The sequence below is a fragment of the Limnobaculum xujianqingii genome, assembly GCF_013394855.1.
GTDB classification, from domain to species: domain Bacteria; phylum Pseudomonadota; class Gammaproteobacteria; order Enterobacterales; family Enterobacteriaceae; genus Limnobaculum; species Limnobaculum xujianqingii.
This window is the reverse complement of sequence record NZ_JABMLK010000002.1, coordinates 1085129-1103935: the sequence shown is the minus strand read 5'-3', so window position 1 is coordinate 1103935 and position 18807 is coordinate 1085129. Positions and strand designations below refer to the sequence as shown.

The 18807-nt window shown below is 45.2% G+C and carries 15 protein-coding genes; 11 read left to right on the top strand and 4 right to left on the bottom strand.

Going from position 1 to position 18807, the window contains the following annotated elements; translation table 11 throughout:
• Nucleotides 1-46 precede the first annotated feature (46 nt).
• Nucleotides 47-886, bottom strand: coding sequence for an ion transporter (locus tag GOL65_RS19030; RefSeq protein ID WP_140917947.1), 840 nt, complete (start codon nt 884-886; stop codon nt 47-49).
• Nucleotides 887-1135: 249 nt separating this feature from the next.
• On the opposite strand from GOL65_RS19030, the gene sbcB reads away from it, so the two are divergent.
• The gene (sbcB, locus tag GOL65_RS19025; RefSeq protein ID WP_140917948.1) at nt 1136-2566 is read left to right on the top strand and encodes an exodeoxyribonuclease I; all 1431 of its coding nucleotides are present in this window, start codon (nt 1136-1138) and stop codon (nt 2564-2566) included.
• Between the two features lie 134 nt (nt 2567-2700).
• Nucleotides 2701-3630, top strand: coding sequence for an EamA family transporter RarD (rarD, locus tag GOL65_RS19020; protein ID WP_140917949.1), 930 nt, complete (start codon nt 2701-2703; stop codon nt 3628-3630).
• Between the two features lie 68 nt (nt 3631-3698).
• Here rarD and GOL65_RS19015 read toward each other — a convergent pair whose 3' ends face one another.
• Nucleotides 3699-4625, bottom strand: a complete 927-nt coding sequence (locus GOL65_RS19015; protein ID WP_140917950.1) for a carbamate kinase — start codon at nt 4623-4625, stop codon at nt 3699-3701.
• A 362-nt stretch (nt 4626-4987) separates the two neighbouring features.
• Here GOL65_RS19015 and GOL65_RS19010 point away from each other — a divergent pair, with 362 nt between their 5' ends.
• From GOL65_RS19010 to allS, 5 genes are read left to right on the top strand one after another with little or no spacing between them, the layout of a single operon-like run.
• Nucleotides 4988-6229, top strand: coding sequence for an MFS transporter (locus GOL65_RS19010; protein ID WP_140917951.1), 1242 nt, complete (start codon nt 4988-4990; stop codon nt 6227-6229).
• Nucleotides 6226-7893 (top strand): acyl-CoA synthetase FdrA, encoded by a 1668-nt coding sequence (fdrA, locus tag GOL65_RS19005; RefSeq protein WP_140917952.1) that lies wholly within the window; start codon nt 6226-6228, stop codon nt 7891-7893. The genes GOL65_RS19010 and fdrA overlap by 4 nt, the downstream gene beginning before the upstream one ends.
• Nucleotides 7894-7924: 31 nt before the next feature.
• Nucleotides 7925-9190, top strand: coding sequence for a YlbE family protein (locus GOL65_RS19000; protein WP_140917953.1), 1266 nt, complete (start codon nt 7925-7927; stop codon nt 9188-9190).
• Nucleotides 9191-9248: 58 nt separating this feature from the next.
• Nucleotides 9249-10121, top strand: a complete 873-nt coding sequence (locus tag GOL65_RS18995; RefSeq protein WP_218652057.1) for a DUF2877 domain-containing protein — start codon at nt 9249-9251, stop codon at nt 10119-10121.
• Nucleotides 10087-11022, top strand: coding sequence for an HTH-type transcriptional activator AllS (gene allS, locus GOL65_RS18990; RefSeq protein ID WP_140917955.1), 936 nt, complete (start codon nt 10087-10089; stop codon nt 11020-11022). The genes GOL65_RS18995 and allS overlap by 35 nt, the downstream gene beginning before the upstream one ends.
• A 69-nt stretch (nt 11023-11091) precedes the next feature.
• Here the strand turns inward: allS and GOL65_RS18985 are convergent, their stop codons facing one another.
• Nucleotides 11092-12522, bottom strand: coding sequence for an APC family permease (locus GOL65_RS18985; RefSeq protein ID WP_140917956.1), 1431 nt, complete (start codon nt 12520-12522; stop codon nt 11092-11094).
• 657 nt (nt 12523-13179) lie between these two features.
• Here GOL65_RS18985 and GOL65_RS18980 point away from each other — a divergent pair.
• The 4 genes from GOL65_RS18980 to sanA all read left to right on the top strand — a co-directional run bounded on the left by GOL65_RS18980 (nt 13180) and on the right by sanA (nt 17532).
• Nucleotides 13180-13575: a CidA/LrgA family protein gene (locus tag GOL65_RS18980; protein WP_140917957.1), complete on the top strand. Its 396-nt coding sequence runs from the start codon at nt 13180-13182 to the stop codon at nt 13573-13575.
• Nucleotides 13575-14258 (top strand): CidB/LrgB family autolysis modulator, encoded by a 684-nt coding sequence (locus GOL65_RS18975; protein ID WP_407657514.1) that lies wholly within the window; start codon nt 13575-13577, stop codon nt 14256-14258. Before GOL65_RS18980 ends, GOL65_RS18975 begins: the two co-directional genes overlap by 1 nt.
• A gap of 386 nt (nt 14259-14644) precedes the next feature.
• Nucleotides 14645-16342, top strand: a complete 1698-nt coding sequence (locus tag GOL65_RS18970) for an NAD-dependent malic enzyme (RefSeq protein ID WP_140917959.1) — start codon at nt 14645-14647, stop codon at nt 16340-16342.
• A gap of 437 nt (nt 16343-16779) precedes the next feature.
• Nucleotides 16780-17532: an outer membrane permeability protein SanA gene (gene sanA, locus GOL65_RS18965; RefSeq protein WP_140918407.1), complete on the top strand. Its 753-nt coding sequence runs from the start codon at nt 16780-16782 to the stop codon at nt 17530-17532.
• A gap of 72 nt (nt 17533-17604) precedes the next feature.
• On the opposite strand, the gene yeiB is transcribed toward sanA, so the two are convergent.
• Nucleotides 17605-18795, bottom strand: coding sequence for a DUF418 domain-containing protein YeiB (yeiB, locus tag GOL65_RS18960; protein ID WP_140917960.1), 1191 nt, complete (start codon nt 18793-18795; stop codon nt 17605-17607).
• Between the last annotated feature and the right edge of the window lie 12 nt (nt 18796-18807).

Below are 18807 nucleotides of genomic sequence, written 5' to 3'. Positions count from 1 at the left end.
TTGATACTAAAGCCCTTTAGTTCACCTGAAGGGCTTTTTCTTTACATCAATTGTTATTACTCAGTTTACCACCACAGTGTTTACAATACCGGGCATCACGTTCGTGCCCCACCTGTTTACATATCGGACAGCGAAAAGAGATTTTACGCCCCCTTTCTGCCATCACATATGCCGAAAGAATACTGGTAGGTATCGCCAGTGACAGATAGCCCAGAATAATCAACATCGAAGCAATAATACGTCCTGGCATGGTGTGAGGCGTAATATCCCCATATCCAACGGTAGCCAGTGTCACTACCGCCCAGTAGATGGAAGAACCCAGATTAGTAAATCCATTTTGTGGGCCTTCGATTACAAACATAATACCGCCGCTCATCATGGCCACAATGACAATACAGAATAAAAACAGTAAGAGCTTGCTTCTGGCTTTTAAAATACAACGCTGAAAAAACGCCACATCATCCATCACACCCAACAGTTTAAACAGGCGCAAAATACAGAGAATACGGCCCAACCTCATAAAATTCTCATAATGCCCCACCAACTCAGGAAAGAATAAAATCAAATAAAGACTGAGCGTAGTAATTAAATCAATCAAGCCCATAACTGAGGTGGGATACTTCATAAACTTAGGCGTGACCCAAAGTCGCATCAGATATTCAAAGGAAAATAACAGAACAAAAATGATATCCATCTGATGGTAAAACCCAGGGTGATTAAAATTAAACCCCAATCCCCCCATGCGCATAAATTCAGTCAATACAATAAGTAATGCAATTCCCCCCCAAAACAGAGAGACGGCTTTTCCCATTGGGGTTTTGATGCTAAAACACCGCAGATAAATCCGGCGTTTAGTCTGATCATAAGAATGTACAGTTTCAGACATAAAATGTACCAACCATAGTGATGGAACTAAAACAGATAATGTAGTCAGTTATATCATTTAATTAATCATTGTAATTATATCAATAACAACAATTATTCTTTGATTGAATGCTTATAACACCAATAAGCTCGGGCTTTCTCGCAACATTAATTCGCCACCGATAAAATCTGCCGATTGATTCAGCTTTTGATGTTATCCTTACCAACCAGAAATCAGATAACCGGCAGACAACTAAAGACTATTCGTAAGATGAAAAACCCAGCAGACCAGCCAACTTTTTACGTTCATGACTATGAAACTTTCGGTATTAGTCCATCCTACGATCGTCCTGCTCAATTTGCCGGCATCCGTACCGACAGTGATTTCAATATTACTGCTGAACCATTAGTCATTTATTGTAAGCCAGCGGATGACTACCTGCCCGATCCTGATGCAGTAATGATTACCGGTATTACGCCTCAGGAAGCTATTAGTAAAGGCATGGTTGAAGCGGAGTTTGCCCGTCAGATTCACGATAGTTTCAGTACCCCGAATACCTGTATTTTGGGTTACAACAATATTCGCTTTGATGATGAAGTGAGCCGGAATATTTTTTACCGCAACTTCTACGATCCTTACGCTTACAGCTGGCAAAATGGCAATTCTCGCTGGGATCTGCTGGATGTTATGCGGGCTTGTTATGCCCTGCGTCCTGATAGTATTCAATGGCCATTGAATGACGATGGCTTACCCAGTTTTAAGCTGGAACACCTCACCAAAGCCAACGGTGTGGAACATACCCACGCTCATGATGCAATGTCCGATGTTTACGCCACTATTGCTATGGCGAAGCTGGTAAAACAAGCCCAGCCGAAGCTGTTTGACTATCTGTACCAGCTAAGAAATAAGCGCAAAGTCGCTAATCTGATTGATATTGCCGAAATGACTCCGCTGGTTCATGTGTCCGGCATGTTTGGAGCGTTGCGGGGAAATACCAGTTGGATTGCACCACTGGCCTGGCATCCGGATAACAATAACGCGGTGATTGTCTGTGATTTAGCCGGTGATATGACACCATTGCTGGAGCTGGATGCTGATACATTACGTGCACGCCTCTACACCCGTCGTGATGAACTTGGTGAGGGTGAGCCACCGGTTCCGTTAAAACTGGTCCATACCAATAAGTGTCCGGTGTTAGCCCCGGCCAAAACGCTACTGCCGGAAAATGCCGACCGTTTGGGTATCGATCGTCAACGCTGTCTGGCCAATCTTCAATTACTACGTCAGAGCCCGGATCTGCGGGAAAAAGTGATTGCTATCTATAGCGAAGCTACGCCGTTTACGCCGCCAACTGATGTGGATGGTCGATTATATGACGGCTTCTTCAGCGATGCGGATCGCGCGGCCATTGGCATAATCCAGAAAACTAAACCAGAAAATCTGCCGGCACTAACTCTGGCCTTTAATGATAACCGACTGGAAACCCTGTTGTTCCGCTACCGCGCCCGCAACTATCCTAAAACTCTGGATGATGCAGAACAGCGCCGTTGGTTAGCACATCGTCAGGAGATGTTAAGTCCGGAGCGCCTGGAGAAGTACGTTGCCAAAATTGAACAACTGGCTCAACTGCACAGTGATAATGCAGATAAAGTCTCTCAACTTAAGGCACTGTTCCGCTACGCTGAACAGTTAGTTGGCTAATTTCTCTAACCACTCTACGCTATATAGCAGAACTCTCTGATATATGGCGTTTTTCTTGATTTAGTCTGCTATATCTCTGTTTTATACCGGTGTATCATAACTTCATCACCCGTTTAAAGCAGGACATCGGCACTATGATAGTCAGGTCTGGGGCCGCGCTGGCAATCTTCTCGTTTATACTGTGGGGCATTACCCCACTGTTTTATCGCCTGTTGCCCGGTGCCGAACCCCTTGAAATGCTGGCTCAACGGGTTTTATGGTCTCTTCCTCTGTTATTGTTAGTTCGTCCTTTGATAAAACAACGTACCCGTTGGCGAGAGGTCTGGCAGGATAAGCGCTCCCTGTTATTTTGCCTGTTGAGTACCAGCATTATGGCTATATCCTGGTGTACTTTTACTTACGCTATTACCCACGATCAGGTTTTAGCCGCCAGTCTTGGCTACTTTATTAATCCACTGTTCTCTATTTTGCTGGGCATGATTTTTTTGCATGAACGGCTGAGCCTCAGCCAGAAACTGGCAGTGCTGTTTGCTTTTGCCGGTGTCAGTTATCAACTCTGGCAATACGGTCAGTTGCCGGTGTTAGCTTTAATTATGGGCAGCGCTTTTGCCCTGTATGGCCTGATTCGTAAGTTTATCCGTTTTGACATTATTACTGCCCTTACCGTTGAAACTCTGTGGCTGTTTCCCGTCTCCATTGGTTTAACCATCTGGTTATCAACCAGCGGGGAAAGTGTATTAACCGATGCCGATATAACAACCCGCATTTATTATGCCCTGACGGCTCCAGTCACCCTGCTGCCTTTACTCTTTTTCGCTGCCGCAATTAAACGCACCACCTTAACCGTGATTGGATTATCGCAATATATTGAACCCACCATTCAGTTCTTACTGGCGATTTTCTTGTTCAATGAGGCTTTCGATAAAGTGAAAGGCGTAAGCTTTACTTTGATTTGGATTGGATTGCTGTTTTGTATGTCGGGGTTACTTAAGGGGTGGATCTTGCAGAGACGACGCGGAGCTCTTGCCATGCAGAACAATCAATCAAAACCGGAAGCGTTTTAGCCTGAACAGAACCTCCTGCCGCATTATTCATCCTTTTGGCATAAGAATAATGCGGCAAGAATCATTGGTTAACTCACCATCGCTTCCTGTGTACTGATTACTTTTGTTCCTTTATTTCCCTTTAAAATGTCCGCGGCATCTTTCAAAGCACCAATAAAAGCTGTTTTTCCCGTCTGTTCGACAAATTCAATGACGGCCTGGGCTTTAGGCCCCATAGAACCATCGGGTGCGGCAAACGGGCGTAAGGTTTCTACCGTTACGTTACGTAGAGCCCGAGCCTGTGGCGTTCCCCAATTCTGATATACCGCATCGGCATCCGTTAATATCATCAAGTATTCAGCATGTAGCTCTTTTGCCAGTAGCGACGCGGCTAAATCTTTATCTATCACGGCTTCCACGCCAACAAAACCCTGTTCATCGTGAGCCACAGGTATGCCACCACCACCGCCACAAATCACCACATTTCCCTGAGACAACAAATGACGAATTGCATCTATTTCCAGTACACGCTGCGGCCTGGGGGAAGCAACGACCCGACGTAAATATTCCCCGTCTCGCTTCATCCTATAGCCATAATTAGCCACCAGCTCCTGTTCCTGTGAGGGCTGGTAAACCGGACCAATAAGTTTACTGGGATCGTTAAAAGCAATATCTGTTGGATCAACCTCAATACGCGTTAATAAACTGCTGATAGCCGGCATGTTCAGCATTTTCCCCAATGTTTGAGCGATCATATAACCCAGCATCCCCTGAGTTTCCGCCACCAAAATATCTAATGGATATGGAGGAGCCAGATCGCAGGCCTGATTTTGTAGTGCTAATAAACCCACCTGCGGGCCGTTACCATGCACAATAACTATCCGGTATTTTGCTACAAGTGCAGCAACAACGCTGGCGACTTGCTCAATGTTTTTATATTGATTCTGGGCAGATAATACTTCGCCTCGTTGTAATAATGCATTGCCGCCTAATGCAATCACTAATGTCTTTTTCATTTAAACCCTCATAACCAGAAATAATTCCAGACAGAGAAAATATATTTAATATAAAAACAAAATGTGATCCCGATAGAAATTAATTAATAACCAAAAAAGTCTTTTATAATTAAATACAACATCGGTCACTTTATTTAAATTTATTTAATAAATCACTTTTAAAAATTTTTTAATAATAAAAACACCAATAAATAAAATTACCTCACAATAAAATAAATGTGACGTACTTCACCTGAAAGTATCAATAATTCATATAGTTTCCCTGACAGAACCTGTTTTACACAGCGTCATAAATTTATTAATCGAAAAAATAAATATGACTATTAAATAGGTTAAATAATATTAAAACATGGAGTATATATATGTCAGACTCAGTCAATGATGTGGCAACACCACAAAAAACCGGAATACCTGCATGGTGGGTAACTATTTTTCTATTCTGGTTAGGTTGGATATTTATGTATGCTGACCGAACAATATTAAATCCTGTCATGGGGGAATTAGAAAAAGAGTTTAGTTTAACCGGAACTCAACTCGGTATTCTGAATTCAGTATTCTATTTCTCTTATGCTCTATTACAAGTTCCTGCAGGGGTTTTGGGTGACAAAATCGGTAAGAAAAAGGTACTGGTTCCAGGCTTCCTACTATTTGGCGCATTTACCGCTGTTACCGGCTGGGCAAAAAGCTGGACAACGTTATTATTTGCCCGGGTGGTAACCGGTGCAGGAGAAGGCACCTATTATGGCCCCCAATATGGCCTTTCTTCTGAACAGATTCCAAAAAAGTATCGCTCTCTTGGTAGTGCCATTATTAATAGCGGTATGGCGTTTGGTATTGCCTTGGGTCTGATGTCCTCCAGTTGGCTGGTTTACGATCAGGGTTACAGCTGGCGTATGCCATTTTATGTGATGGCCATCCCAAGTATTTTAACTGGCTTAGCTATCTGGTTTTTTATTAAAGAGAAAAAGAAAGCGCAAATCAGTGCCGATGGTGTACCGGTTAAAAAAGGTAAACTCAGCGATCTGTTGAAAAACCGTAACTTATTGCGCGTTTACCTGATGGTATTTTGCAGCCTGTTTGGATTCTTCGTCATTCTGACCTGGCTCCCCTACTATTTGCAAAGTGAACGCGGGATTCCGGGCAACGAAACCGGCTTTATCTCTTCATTAGTTGCCTGGATCTCCATTCCGGGAGCCTTATTGTTCTCCTCTATTTCCGATCGTTTAGGTAAACGCAAACCACTAATTCTGATTCTGGTTCCCCTTGCCACTCTGAGCCTGCTATCCATTGTCTGGATGCCAAGTATGACTGGCGTAGTGATCGCTCTGTGCATTTATGGTCTGGTCGGCAAGCTGGCTCTCGATCCGGTATTGGTGGCGTTGGTTGCCGATAGCGTCGATGAAAATAACTACAGTACCGCATTCGGCCTGTTCAACTTTATCGGCATGAGTTCCTCCATTCTGGCTCCAATCATTACCGGCGCCGCCCGTGATATTACCGGTAGTCTGGCTTCTGGTTTTTATCTCTCTGCCATTCTGTTGGTCATCGGTTTAATTGGCATGTTGTTCTTAAAAGAAAAGAAACAATCTGAGGTAACACAATGATTTACGCTTTCGTAAAAAAAGGGAGCTTTCAGGATTCCGTTAGCCTGATGCTGATCTCCCGAAAATTAAGCGCTTCTCAGGGAGTAGATGAAGTCTCTGTGATGATGGGTACTCCGGCAAATAAGGCGCTGTTAGAAGCTACGGGCTTCTGGCATTCAGACTTCGCTACTGCAACCCCAAACGATATATGTGCAGCTATTCGTACCCATGAAGAGATGCCGGAAATTGTCGATGTTATCCGTACCTCACTGGAAAACGAGTTAAATTCCATCGCTCAAGGTCAGAGTGGAGGACAACATCTGCAAAAGGCACGCCGTTGGGAAAGCTCACTGCAAAAAATGCCCGATGCCAACCTGCTGCTTATCTCCATTGCCGGTGAATACGCCGCTGAGCTGGCACAACAAGGGTTAGATGACGGTAAAAATGTCATGCTGTTTTCCGATAACGTTCCTCTTGAGCAAGAGATTGCGCTGAAAAAAAGTGCCCGTTCCAAAGGACTGTTAGTGATGGGGCCAGACTGCGGTACCGCCATGGTGGCTGGCGCGCCTCTGGCATTTGCCAATGTTTTGCCTAAAGGCAGTATTGGCGTAATCGGTGCATCAGGCACCGGCATTCAGGAACTCACCTCACAGATTGCATTACTACATCAGGGCGTAACCCATGCATTAGGTTTGGGCGGACGCGATCTGAGTGCAGAAGTTGGTGGAATCAGCGCACTGAGCGCTCTTGAGATGCTGGCAGCAGATAACCAGAGCAAAGTTCTGGCTTTTGTCTCCAAACCACCGGCAGAAAGCGTTCGTCTGAAAGTGCTGGCAGCAATGAAATCCATTGCCAAACCGGTAGTCGCCCTGTTTTTAGGCTCCAGGCCAGAAAAACGTCATGAAGGCAACGTATGGCTGGCCAGTTCTCTGGCAGAAGCTGCACAGTTAACAGTGATGCTGGCAAATGTGGAGGAAATCGCCACTAATCAACCCAATGTAGCAGAAAGAAAAATTCTTGGTCTGTACGCGGGGGGAACATTAGCCGCTGAAGCGGCAATGCTGCTGGCAGATCAGATCGGAGCAGAAACAGATAAACATCACCACCAAGGCATTATGCTTAATGCACAAGGACATAAACTGATCGATCTGGGAGATGACGCATATACAGTGGGTCGCCCACACCCGATGATTGACCCTACAACTCGCTCATTAGAAATCCTGAAACTGGCAAACCAACCTGAAGTGGGTGTGTTGCTGTTAGATGTGGTATTGGGCTATGGCGCCTGTGACGATCCGGCTTTCGCCGTTGTCGAAGCAGTCAATCAGGTTCGGGCCGCCCGGAAAAACCAGCATCCTTTAGTGGTGATAGCGACAGTTACCGGAACCCAGCAAGATCCTCAACCGCGTGCAGAACAAATTGATGCCCTAATCAATGGCGATATTGTGGTGATGAATACCCTGCAAGAAGCAGTATTGTTGGCACATCATCTGATAACCCGCCAGCCATCTCATCAGCAAAACGCAATACCTCCATTGCTGCAAGGGGTAAAAGTGATTAATGCCGGTCTGCGTAGCTTCGCTCAAGACTTACAGACCTCCGGTTGCCCGGTTGTTCATTACCAGTGGGCTCCTGTTGCTGGTGGCAATCAACATCTGGCCGCCCTGCTGAAAAAATTAAATTAATGACATCGAATTAATAAGAAGGTACCGAATTATGTATGCATCTATTTCTGAGGCCAATGCCGCCATTATTGAACGTATTAAAGAAGCCCGCCCATACTGGGTTGGTGTACGCCCTGCTCGCGAGGTTATTCCTGAGCTGACTCAGGGAAAAGTACTGCTGCACGCCGGACCTCCCATTCAATGGCAAGATATGACCGGGCCAATGCGTGGGGCTTGTATTGGAGCCAGCCTGTTTGAAGGCTGGGCAGAGAATGAACAACAGGCGCTAAACCTGCTGGAGAAGGGAGAAATTAAATTTATCCCTTGCCACCATGTCAATGCCGTAGGGCCAATGGGAGGGATCACTTCAGCCAATATGCCGGTTGTTGAAGTAAAAAACAGAATTCATGGCAATACCGCTTACTGCAATCTGAATGAGGGTATTGGTAAAGTGATGCGTTTTGGTGCCTATGGTGATGATGTACAACGGCGCTTACGCTGGATGCGCGATACTCTGGCTCCGGTACTACAACAAGCATTGAGTGAAATGGAGGATGGTGTCGATCTCAATTCACTGATGGCGCAGGCCATCACCATGGGAGACGAATTTCACCAACGCAATATTGCCGCATCGGCATTGCTGATGAGAATTCTGGCGCCTTCTATCGCCTGCCAGGAAGGTGATAAAACACGTTTGAGTGAAGTGTTGCAATTCCTTAGCGTAACCGATCAATTCTTTCTCAATCTGGCAATGGCTTACTGTAAAGCAGTGATGGATGCCGCTGCTGATATCAAAGCAGGCTCCATCGTTACCGCCATGACTCGTAACGGTCGTGATTTTGGCATTCGGGTTAGTGGATTAGGTGACCGCTGGTTTACAGCTCCGGTCAATACACCTCAGGGACTGTTCTTTACCGGTTTTAGTCAACATGATGCTAACCCTGATATCGGTGACAGCGCCATTACCGAAACCTTTGGTGTGGGCGGTGCAGCGATGATTGCCGCGCCTGGCGTTACCCGGTTTGTTGGTGCTGGCGGAATGGAGGCAGCTCAGGAAACTTCGGAAGAAATGAGCGAAATATACTTACAACATAATCCGTTACTGCAAATTCCATCGTGGAACTTTCAGGGAGCTTGTGTAGGTTTGGATATTCGTCGGGTTGTGGAAACCGGAATTACCCCATTAATCAATACCGGTATTGCTCATAAAGAAGCTGGCGTTGGTCAGGTAGGCGCCGGAACGGTACGCGCACCGCTACCCTGCTTTGAGCTTGCTCTGGAGGCCTTAGCAGAATCGATGAACATTCAGGTTGAATAGCTGCGGTAACACTATCTTTACCGGATGTCTCAGGGCATCCGGTATGGGAGAAATCAATATGCCTCGTTTCACTCTGGCAGTCAGTGCCTTTTCTCCATTACAACCCGATAAGTTGACCTGCCATAGTCGCTTCAGTCAGGCGATCAATTTGCAAAACACCAAAGGTGAGCTATTAACTCTGCATCGTTATGGACATGGCTTCAGTCCTATGGGATGGCTATTACGCACGGAGGATTTTGACCAACTATATCAACAATTGAAAGTCGGCGATCCTCTCACTATGCAGCGAGACAGGCTCTGCACTCCATACGGCTTTACCATTTTCCCCCAACGCTATATAAGATTACGCCTCCCGATTCTATCGCCTGCCGTTTGGCACAACTTATCAATACTCTTACTTAGCAAAACTCATTCTACGGGATTATTGGGCAACCTGAATAAAGCGGTGTCTACTTCTTCTCCTTTGATCGCTGATATTCATCAACAACTGACTAACTGGTTTCAGGGGCAATCACCTCACTGGCTATCTATCATTGGGCTGGGGCCCGGCCTAACCCCCAGTGGTGACGATATGTTAATTGGAGCAATGGCTATTTTGCACTGTATCCCGGAATCAGCGAACTATTTACCACAGCGGCTACTAATTGATAGTTCAATAAAAGCGTTAAGTTTATTAACCACTGAAGTCAGTGCTTGTTATTTACATCATGCTACACTCGGGCATTACTCATCATCCCTAACGCATTTATTACACTGTTTAGCTCGTTCTTCCCCCATGACAAAACACGCTGTAGATAAGGTATTACAGCATGGTCACACTTCAGGTGCGGATACTCTGCTAGGTATGCACATTGCACTTTGCTGGCTCAGGTTAAACTTCCAGAAGGATCTTTGTTATGCTCGATCAGGAAACATTACGAACGTTTATTAAAGTGGCTGAAAGCAAAAGTTTCTCCAAAGCAGCAGAGAATCTGCATAAAACTCCTGCTGCAATCAGCTATCGCATCAAGATGCTGGAAGAGAGTCTGGGCACCCAGCTATTTTTGCGTACTACTCGTACCGTTTCTCTGACCCCGGCAGGTAATCATCTGCTGGAGCGCTGCCATCAATGGTTGAGTTGGATAGATGGTATGCCGGATGAGCTTAATCAAATCAATGATGGTGTTGAGCGTCAGGTTAATCTGGTAGTAAATAACCTGCTGTATAACGCCAGCGCCGCAGCAAAACTGCTTAGTTGGCTACACCAGCGTTTTCCTTTTACTCAATTCCGACTTTCACGTCAGGTTTATATGGGAGTCTGGGATGCCATGCTGCATGATGATTTTCAACTCGCAATTGGCGTTACTGGTTCAGAATCGCTTTCCAATACCATTCGACTGCTACCCTTTGGCGATGTGAGTTGGGTGTTTGTCCTCTCTCCCAGTCATCCATTGGCCAAAAGAAATGGAATCCTTACCGATAACATGTTGCGCGCCTATCCGGCAATCAATATTGAAGATACTTCTCTCAAACTCACTAAACGGGTAGCCTGGCTACTTCCCGGTCAGAAAGAGATTAAAGTTCCGGATTTACACACTAAACTGGAGTGCCATTTACAAGGGATGGGTATCGGTTTTCTACCTAAAAACTTGTGTCAGCGTTTTATTGATAACGGTCAGCTAGTAACGAAGGAAGTTGAAAATAAGCGCCAACCCTCTCCACTCTCTCTGGCCTGGAGTCATCATGAGCACACAGGCAAAGCAGTTCGGGAAATTGTTTCATTATTTAAACGTAATGATGAAAAGATTGCCGACTTTCTCACCAATATCGATCGGCGTCCTAATCTGGAATAGTCATGCAGGTAAATGGGAACTAAAAAGGGCGCCATACATTTCGACGCCCTCTCAGATAACCACTGCGGATTATTTAACTTCAGTTACCGTATTATCACCATTATCAGGCAATAATGTAGGTGTAGCACCCCGGTTTGCTCCCAACGTCGGTACCGGACGACGGAATCCACGGGTAATATAAACCAGATACAACAGACCCAATCCGCCCCAAATCAGACCCAGCCGCAGAGAATCTTCTTCCAGATTCAGCCACAGAATAACAATCATGATCGCGCCAATCAGCGGAAGGATCAGGAAGCTGAAAATATCCTTAGCGCTTTTATTGCGTTTCTGGCGCACAAAGAAGAACCAGATAACTGAAATATTCACAAAGCTAAAAGCTACCAGTGCACCAAAATTAATCAGTGAAATGGCACTTTCCAGATCGAGAAACAGCGCGGCCAGAGCTACTACGCCAACCAGTAAAATGTTGGTTACTGGTGTTTTCCATTTAGGATGCACATAACCAAACACTTTTTCCGGCAGCACATTGTCGCGCCCCATCACATATAACAGACGGGCAATACTGGCATGAGAAGCCAGACCTGATGCCAGCGCCCCTACTACCGTACAACACAGCAAAATGAACTGGAACATCTTACCGCCAACGTACAGTGCAATTTCTGGCGTTGCATTATCCGGATCGTTCAGCACAGTTAAATCCGGAAAATAGAGCTGAATAAAGAAAGAAACCGTAACGAAAATAATGCCACCGTACAGCGCCGTCAGGAAGATGGCCTTAGGGATCACACGTTTAGGGTCTGGTGTCTCTTCTGACAGCGTGCTTACTGCATCAAAGCCAAGAAACGAGAAGCAAAGTACTGTTGCCCCGGCAATAATCGGCACCATTTGTGCTTCGCTGGAGAAGAACGGTCTGGTGATATCAACCTGGGATCTTCCCGCATCACCAAGATGCAATCCTTCCCAAACCAGATAGACAAACGCCACCAGAATAGCGATCTGGAAAAACACCAGAACCATATTCAGGTTTGCCACCCAGTTAACGCTACGCAGGTTGATTACCGTCATAACAAATACAAAGCCGACAACCCATATCCATGAAGCAACTTCAGGGAACAGTGCTGACAAATATATTTTTGCCAGTAATGTGTTAATCATGGGCAGGAACATATAGTCCATCAGTGATAACCAGCCCACCATGAAGCCTACATGAGGATTTATCGCCTTTTGCGAATAAGTGTATGCCGAGCCTGCTTCCGGAAACTGACGCACCAATTTGCCATAGCTGATAGCAGTAAACAGCACGGCGACTAATGCCAGAATATAAGCGCTTGGGACATGGCCTTCTGTCTTACCGGAAACGATCACAAACGAGTCGAATACGGTCATTGGCGTCAGATACGCCAAACCGATAACGACGATTTGCCACAGTTTTAGTGAACGTTTGAGTTGAACGCGGTTAGCGACAGGTATAGAGGTTGCAGAAAGACTAATAGACATAGCCGTATTCCCCCATACTCTCAACTTTTTTACTCGATAACACACAAAGCAGAGAGGCCGCAGGGGAATAACATAGCGAGCGGCTAAAATTTAAAGGGGTATAACATCGGTTGGTAAGGCGTTGAATTTGCCGTGCGCCATAGTCGCTGCGGCGGTATTGATCACCGACGCAGAGAGGTGGTTTGAGAAGGGAATTTTTCATTTTTATTCCTTATTCAATAAGTTACCAAAATTAAGCGGTATACGTGAATATTTATTAACCTCGGAATAAGCCCTATAAATCTAATATGTTTAAGATTTATAACCATTTTTCTCTGGTCTGATGCAAAAAAATAACCGACGTCATTTTACGCCGGTTATTCACTATTGGGTGCATTTTGCACCACAACAATCCCCTTGCCAATAGTGCAAAATAAATATTTTTCACCCATGGAGAAGGAATTAAAAAAACCTTTAATAAACAACTAATTAAACAGACTAATTCAGTAAATAATTACCGGTTAATTTTTTGTTTTATACTGATAACGGAAATGATCAATTTGATGCTTTACAGAAATGATTTGAAACGATCTTTCATTACATTTATTGTGTGATCCATAGCACATTAATAAAATTTAATTGTATGATAAATCCAATTCTAATGCAGAGGGACTTTTTATGCTGTCGTTCCTGAGACTCTGCTGGCAATACCTCCGAGCCTTTGTTCTGATTTATCTTTGTCTGCTAGCGGGCAACGCTATCTCTACCCTGCTCCCCCTGAAAATTCCGGGTAGCATTATTGGTATGCTGTTGCTTTTTACTCTGCTCTCCACTCAGATATTGCCATCCAATTGGGTAAAGCCGGGTTGTTATCTATTTATTCGCCATATGGCCCTGCTGTTTGTGCCGATTAGTGTAGGGGTAATAAAGTATTATCCTCAACTAGTCAGCCAGTTTGGCCCGCTGGTGATTTCCTGTTTGATCAGCAGCTTAATCACCATGTTGGTGGTCGGCTACTCTTCACACTATATGCACGGCATCAGACGAATGAAATCTGATAAGGAATCATCATAATGTGGTGGGCTATTCCTCTGACTTTGGTGGCCTTTTATGGTGCCCGCCAGGTTGCGATTAAGTTAAAGCAGCCATTGCTTAATCCGCTGCTGATTTCGCTGTTTATTATTATTCCTGTTTTGTTACTGACCCATACCAGCTACGACAGCTACTTTGCCGGCAGTTCACTACTCAACGATTTGTTGCAGCCTGCCGTGGTGGCTTTAGCTTTCCCATTGTATGAGCAATTGCATCAGATACGGGCCCGCTGGAAATCAATTATTACTATCTGTCTGGTTGGTAGTCTGGTTGCTATGATTACCGGTACCGCTGCTGCATTATTACTTGGTGCTTCCCCGGAAATTGCCGCTTCGGTATTACCTAAATCAGTCACCACACCAATTGCCATGGCAACCGCTGAATCTATTCACGGTATTCCAGCCATCAGTGCTATTTGCGTTATGTTTGTAGGAATATTTGGGGCAGTGTTCGGTCACCCAATACTCAATATGCTGAAGATAAAAACACCGTCCGCCAGAGGATTGGCTATTGGCTCAACTGCTCACGCCCTCGGAACAGCACGTTGCGCTGAAGAAGATTATCAGGAAGGCGCTTATAGTTCTTTAGCCCTGGTTATCTGCGGTATTATTACTTCTCTGGCCGCACCTTTTGTTTTTCCAGTGTTAGTAAAACTGTTTGCCTGATTGATAAACATCATTAGGGGTATGGATGAAATTATATTGTTTTTTCATACCCCTAATTTCTTTCCTCAAATAATTAACTTTTCCCGCTAAATATTTTCCTAAATTACTAAAAACAATAGAAACAACGGGAATTGCTATTTCCCTATTTTATTTACATTTTTTCACAGCTTAGGCCGAACAAAAGGAAATTTTTCAGGTAGACTAGCGCCCTAAGACCCGAAATCGCCAACTCATGATTAATGTCGTTTGGATCTCAATATTCAACAAAATATCTATATATTAGTAACATTGATTGTACATTTGTGTTGAGTTTCCTAAAATCGGCGGACGATTACGGGTCGCAGTTGCCCGACTATCCTTTTACCTGATCTAAAAGAGCCAATTTCATGGAACTGGAACACGAAAGTAAACGTCCGTTGTACATCCCCTATGCTGGTCCTGCCCTGCTTGAAACTCCACTACTGAATAAAGGTAGCGCTTTCACCGAGGAAGAACGCAGTAACTTTAACCTCCACGGCCTGCTGCCTGAAGCAATTGAAACCATCGAAGAACAAGCTGAGCGCGCCTATAAGCAATTTTTAGGGTTCAAAACGGATATCGATAAGCATATCTACTTGCGTAATATTCAGGATACTAACGAAACCCTGTTCTATCGCCTGATCGAAAATCACATGAGCGAAATGATGCCGGTGATTTACACGCCAACCGTTGGCGAGGCTTGTGAGCACTTCTCTGATATTTATCGTCGCCACCGTGGCCTGTTCATCTCCTATCCGAATAAAGACAATATTGATGACATGTTGCAGAATGCCACTAAACAAAACGTTAAAGTTATTGTGGTAACCGATGGTGAACGTATCCTTGGCCTTGGGGATCAGGGCATCGGCGGTATGGGGATTCCTATCGGTAAGCTCTCCCTTTACTGTGCCTGTGGCGGTATCAGCCCGGCCTATACCCTTCCTGTCGTTCTGGATGTGGGAACTAACAACCAACAGTGTCTGAACGATCCACTGTATATGGGCTGGCGTCATCCACGTATTACCGGTGACGAATACTTCGAATTTGTTGACGCCTTTATTTGTGCGGTAAAACGCCGCTGGCCAAACGTTCTGCTGCAATTTGAAGACTTCGCACAGCAGACCGCTACGCCACTGCTTAACCGTTATCGTAATGAGCTATGTTGTTTTAATGATGATATTCAGGGCACCGCTGCCGTTACTCTGGGTAGTTTAATTGCCGCCAGCCGTGCTGCCGGTAGTCAGATGAAAGAGCAGACGGTGGTATTCCTGGGTGCGGGCTCTGCTGGTTGTGGTATCGCGGAACAGATCATTGCCCAAATGATCGCCGAAGGCTTAAGTGAAAGCGAAGCCAGAGAGCGAGTGTTTATGGTTGACCGCTTTGGCTTATTAACCGATAAGATGCCAAATCTGCTTGAGTTCCAGTCTAAACTGGTGCAAAAGCATGAGTTACTCAACCACTGGCATACCGAAAATGAAGCTATTTCACTGTTGGAAGTTGTACGTAACGCAAAACCAACGGTAATGATTGGCGTATCGGGTCAGGCAGGTCTGTTTACTGAAGAGATCATTCGTGAAATGCACAAGCACTGTGCCCGTCCGATTGTTCTACCGTTGTCTAACCCGACTTCGCGGGTTGAAGGTCGTCCTGAAGATATTATCAACTGGACCGATGGTGCAGCATTGGTTGCTACCGGTAGTCCTTTTGCTCCGGTAATGTATAAAGAGAAAGTGTTCCCAATTGCCCAGTGTAATAACTCTTATATCTTCCCGGGAATTGGCCTTGGTGTGCTTGCCGCTAAAGCCAGTCGGGTTACTGACGGTATGCTGATGGCCGCCAGCCGCGCACTGGCAGACTGTTCACCATTAGCTAAGCATGGCGAAGGTGCTCTGTTGCCTGAAGTGGATGATATTCAGCAGGTTTCCCGCTATATCGCACTGAAAGTGGCTAAAATGGCACAGCTGGAATCCGTTGCGGTTGTAACTTCTGATGAAGCTTTGCAGCAAGAAATCGATAATAACTTCTGGGATCCGCAGTATCGCCGGTATAAGCGAACTTCGTTCTGATTTTATTGTTGTTTGATAACGGCTCTGATTTAGGGCCGTTATTCATTGAGGTGTTGCCTGATTTAATAAATTAGTTACTGAGGATATTCCGACCGTAAATACAATGTACTTATATCTACTCCGAGTGCGGTCGGTAAACCATCAGTACTCGACTATAGTGTGCGTCGGGCCTAGTCAGCCTAGGGGCGCTCCGGCAGCTAAAGCTGCTACGACCCCAACGGCAGCCTCTCCCTCCGATTGGCTATTTTTAGGTATAAATTATGAACTATCAGAATCTGAAACAGTGTTGAAAGAATACTGTTTTGCTCACCCATTACGAATAATTTACTTATTGCTTAGCAATTTTTTAGTTTAGGCCATCTTGTTTTCGGTCTTGCCGTAAAGTAGCCTTGGAGGCTGCCGTTCATTTTAAATTTATCAGCTATGAACCAACTATGATATTGAAACGATTGATATATAGCCTGTTAGTGTTGCTGGCATTAATGCTCTGCACCGCTCTGCTGCTCGATCGCTGGATTAGTTGGCGAACTGCCCCCTATGTGTACGAAAATATTGAAGAACTGCCCGCAAGCCACGTTGGCGTAGTGTTGGGTACTTCCAAGTATGTGCGTACTGGCGTGATCAATCAGTACTATAAATTCCGTATTCAGGGTGCGGTTAATTTATATAACAGTAATAAAATCAGCTACCTGTTACTCAGTGGTGATAATGCTCAGCTAAACTATAACGAGCCTATTACTATGCGTAAGGATTTTATACAGGCTGGTGTTCCCGCATCGGATATCGTGCTCGACTACGCGGGTTTTCGGACTCTGGACTCAATTATTCGTACCCGCAAAGTATTTGGTGCCAATGAGTTCACTATCATCACTCAACGTTTTCATTGCGAGCGCGCTTTGTTTATCGCCTTGCATAGCGGTATTAAAGCTCAATGCTATGCGGTTCCTTCACCTAAAAATATGTTTATGGTGCGCGCCCGTGAAGTGGTGGCCCGACTTGGTGCTTTGACCGATCTCTACATTCTGAAACGTGAACCACGTTTCCTTGGTCCAATGGTGCCAATTCCTACTCCATATAGTCTGGAAGGCGACGTGCAGGACTATCCTGCGGTATCACCGGAACAGCTATTTGAACTGGAAGATTTGAATACGGTGCCGCCGTTACGAAATGCCAGAGCATCGGGACATTAGATAGTAAATAGTTAGTTCACTTCGGTTGGAATAATCTCATTTATTGATAACACATTCATTCTGTTTAATTAATCACTCCACAGCCACGATACTGGTCAGCCGTCGCCATAACCATTCCACTGGCCCCTGTTTAAAATACTTCAGCCATAGTATTGAGAACAATATATTCACACACCAGATAGCCGGTACTATTGCCAGTAGCTGTAAACGATCAAAATGGTTAAACCAGCCATAGTGATAAAACAACGTAGTACAGATCAGTGTTTGTAATAGATAGTTACTCAACGTCATGCGCCCTACCTGCGACAAAACTGCGTTGGCTGTTGACCAGCTAATTGACTGCCCGTAGCCATACCATAATGCCAGATAGGCTATTCCCTGCAGCGTAGCGGCAAATTCTTTAGGAACCTGAAGATAATATCCGGCAATAATAAAATCCCACTCTACCCACCACTGCATTAACATGGCGGGAATATGTATTACCAGCGAAAGTACGAACAGAATCCATCCCTGACGACGATAATCGGTTAGTGACGCCTTGCCCAATAACCAACCACTATGCAGCAAGCCTGCGCCAATTAGCATCAATCCGGCCAGTTCCCAGCCATACTGAAGAACCACTGAAAACTGAATCATTAACGTCATTTTCAGGCGTTCAGCGTGAGCCAGCTCACCTCCGGTTAGTTTCCATGCAGTTTCATAGGCCAAAGTTTTGGCGGAGGGTGTCCAGTCTTCACTGAATCCACTACCCGGTAGCGACCCCAGCCATAGCATGATGGCTAATCCAATAATATATAGCAGAATGCCGGTATACATCAGGCTACGGGTTGTGGAGGAGGTGCGGATGATAACCATGCTACCAAGGCCTACCAGACCATAAGTCAGCAGAATATCGCCATCCCACAAATAAACACTGTGGCAAAAACCAAGCAATGCCAGCCAAAACAAGCGTGAAGCATTCCATCCGGCACTGCGTTTGCTCAATAACTGCAAGCCTGCACCAAACAGCATAGCGAACATCGCCAGAAAGGTGCCCTGCACAAAAGTACTGAGTAACGACCAGACTAAACCATCGCTAAAAGATGGCATACCGATATAGGCAGGGTTCATATAGGCAGGTTTAGGCAAGCCAAATCCACCAATATTCATCACCAGAATACCTAACAGCGCTAACCCACGAGCGCTATCTAACTGTTCAAAACGACGAGAAGGCGTTAATGCCTTCCCGTTATTCTGTACTGACAGGTTTTCATCGTGCTGCATAGGACAATGCAG

What these genes read in the sequence shown, in the direction of transcription:
- GOL65_RS19030 (WP_140917947.1), bottom strand. Translation starts at nt 886, where the DNA reads ATGTCTGAAACTGTACATTCTTATGATCAGACTAAACGCCGGATTTAT.
- sbcB (WP_140917948.1), top strand. Translation starts at nt 1,136, where the DNA reads ATGAAAAACCCAGCAGACCAGCCAACTTTTTACGTTCATGACTATGAA.
- rarD (WP_140917949.1), top strand. Translation starts at nt 2,701, where the DNA reads ATGATAGTCAGGTCTGGGGCCGCGCTGGCAATCTTCTCGTTTATACTG.
- GOL65_RS19015 (WP_140917950.1), bottom strand. Translation starts at nt 4,625, where the DNA reads ATGAAAAAGACATTAGTGATTGCATTAGGCGGCAATGCATTATTACAA.
- GOL65_RS19010 (WP_140917951.1), top strand. Translation starts at nt 4,988, where the DNA reads ATGTCAGACTCAGTCAATGATGTGGCAACACCACAAAAAACCGGAATA.
- fdrA (WP_140917952.1), top strand. Translation starts at nt 6,226, where the DNA reads ATGATTTACGCTTTCGTAAAAAAAGGGAGCTTTCAGGATTCCGTTAGC.
- GOL65_RS19000 (WP_140917953.1), top strand. Translation starts at nt 7,925, where the DNA reads ATGTATGCATCTATTTCTGAGGCCAATGCCGCCATTATTGAACGTATT.
- GOL65_RS18995 (WP_218652057.1), top strand. Translation starts at nt 9,249, where the DNA reads ATGCCTCGTTTCACTCTGGCAGTCAGTGCCTTTTCTCCATTACAACCC.
- allS (WP_140917955.1), top strand. Translation starts at nt 10,087, where the DNA reads ATGCTCGATCAGGAAACATTACGAACGTTTATTAAAGTGGCTGAAAGC.
- GOL65_RS18985 (WP_140917956.1), bottom strand. Translation starts at nt 12,522, where the DNA reads ATGTCTATTAGTCTTTCTGCAACCTCTATACCTGTCGCTAACCGCGTT.
- GOL65_RS18980 (WP_140917957.1), top strand. Translation starts at nt 13,180, where the DNA reads ATGCTGTCGTTCCTGAGACTCTGCTGGCAATACCTCCGAGCCTTTGTT.
- GOL65_RS18975 (WP_407657514.1), top strand. Translation starts at nt 13,575, where the DNA reads ATGTGGTGGGCTATTCCTCTGACTTTGGTGGCCTTTTATGGTGCCCGC.
- GOL65_RS18970 (WP_140917959.1), top strand. Translation starts at nt 14,645, where the DNA reads ATGGAACTGGAACACGAAAGTAAACGTCCGTTGTACATCCCCTATGCT.
- yeiB (WP_140917960.1), bottom strand. Translation starts at nt 18,795, where the DNA reads ATGCAGCACGATGAAAACCTGTCAGTACAGAATAACGGGAAGGCATTA.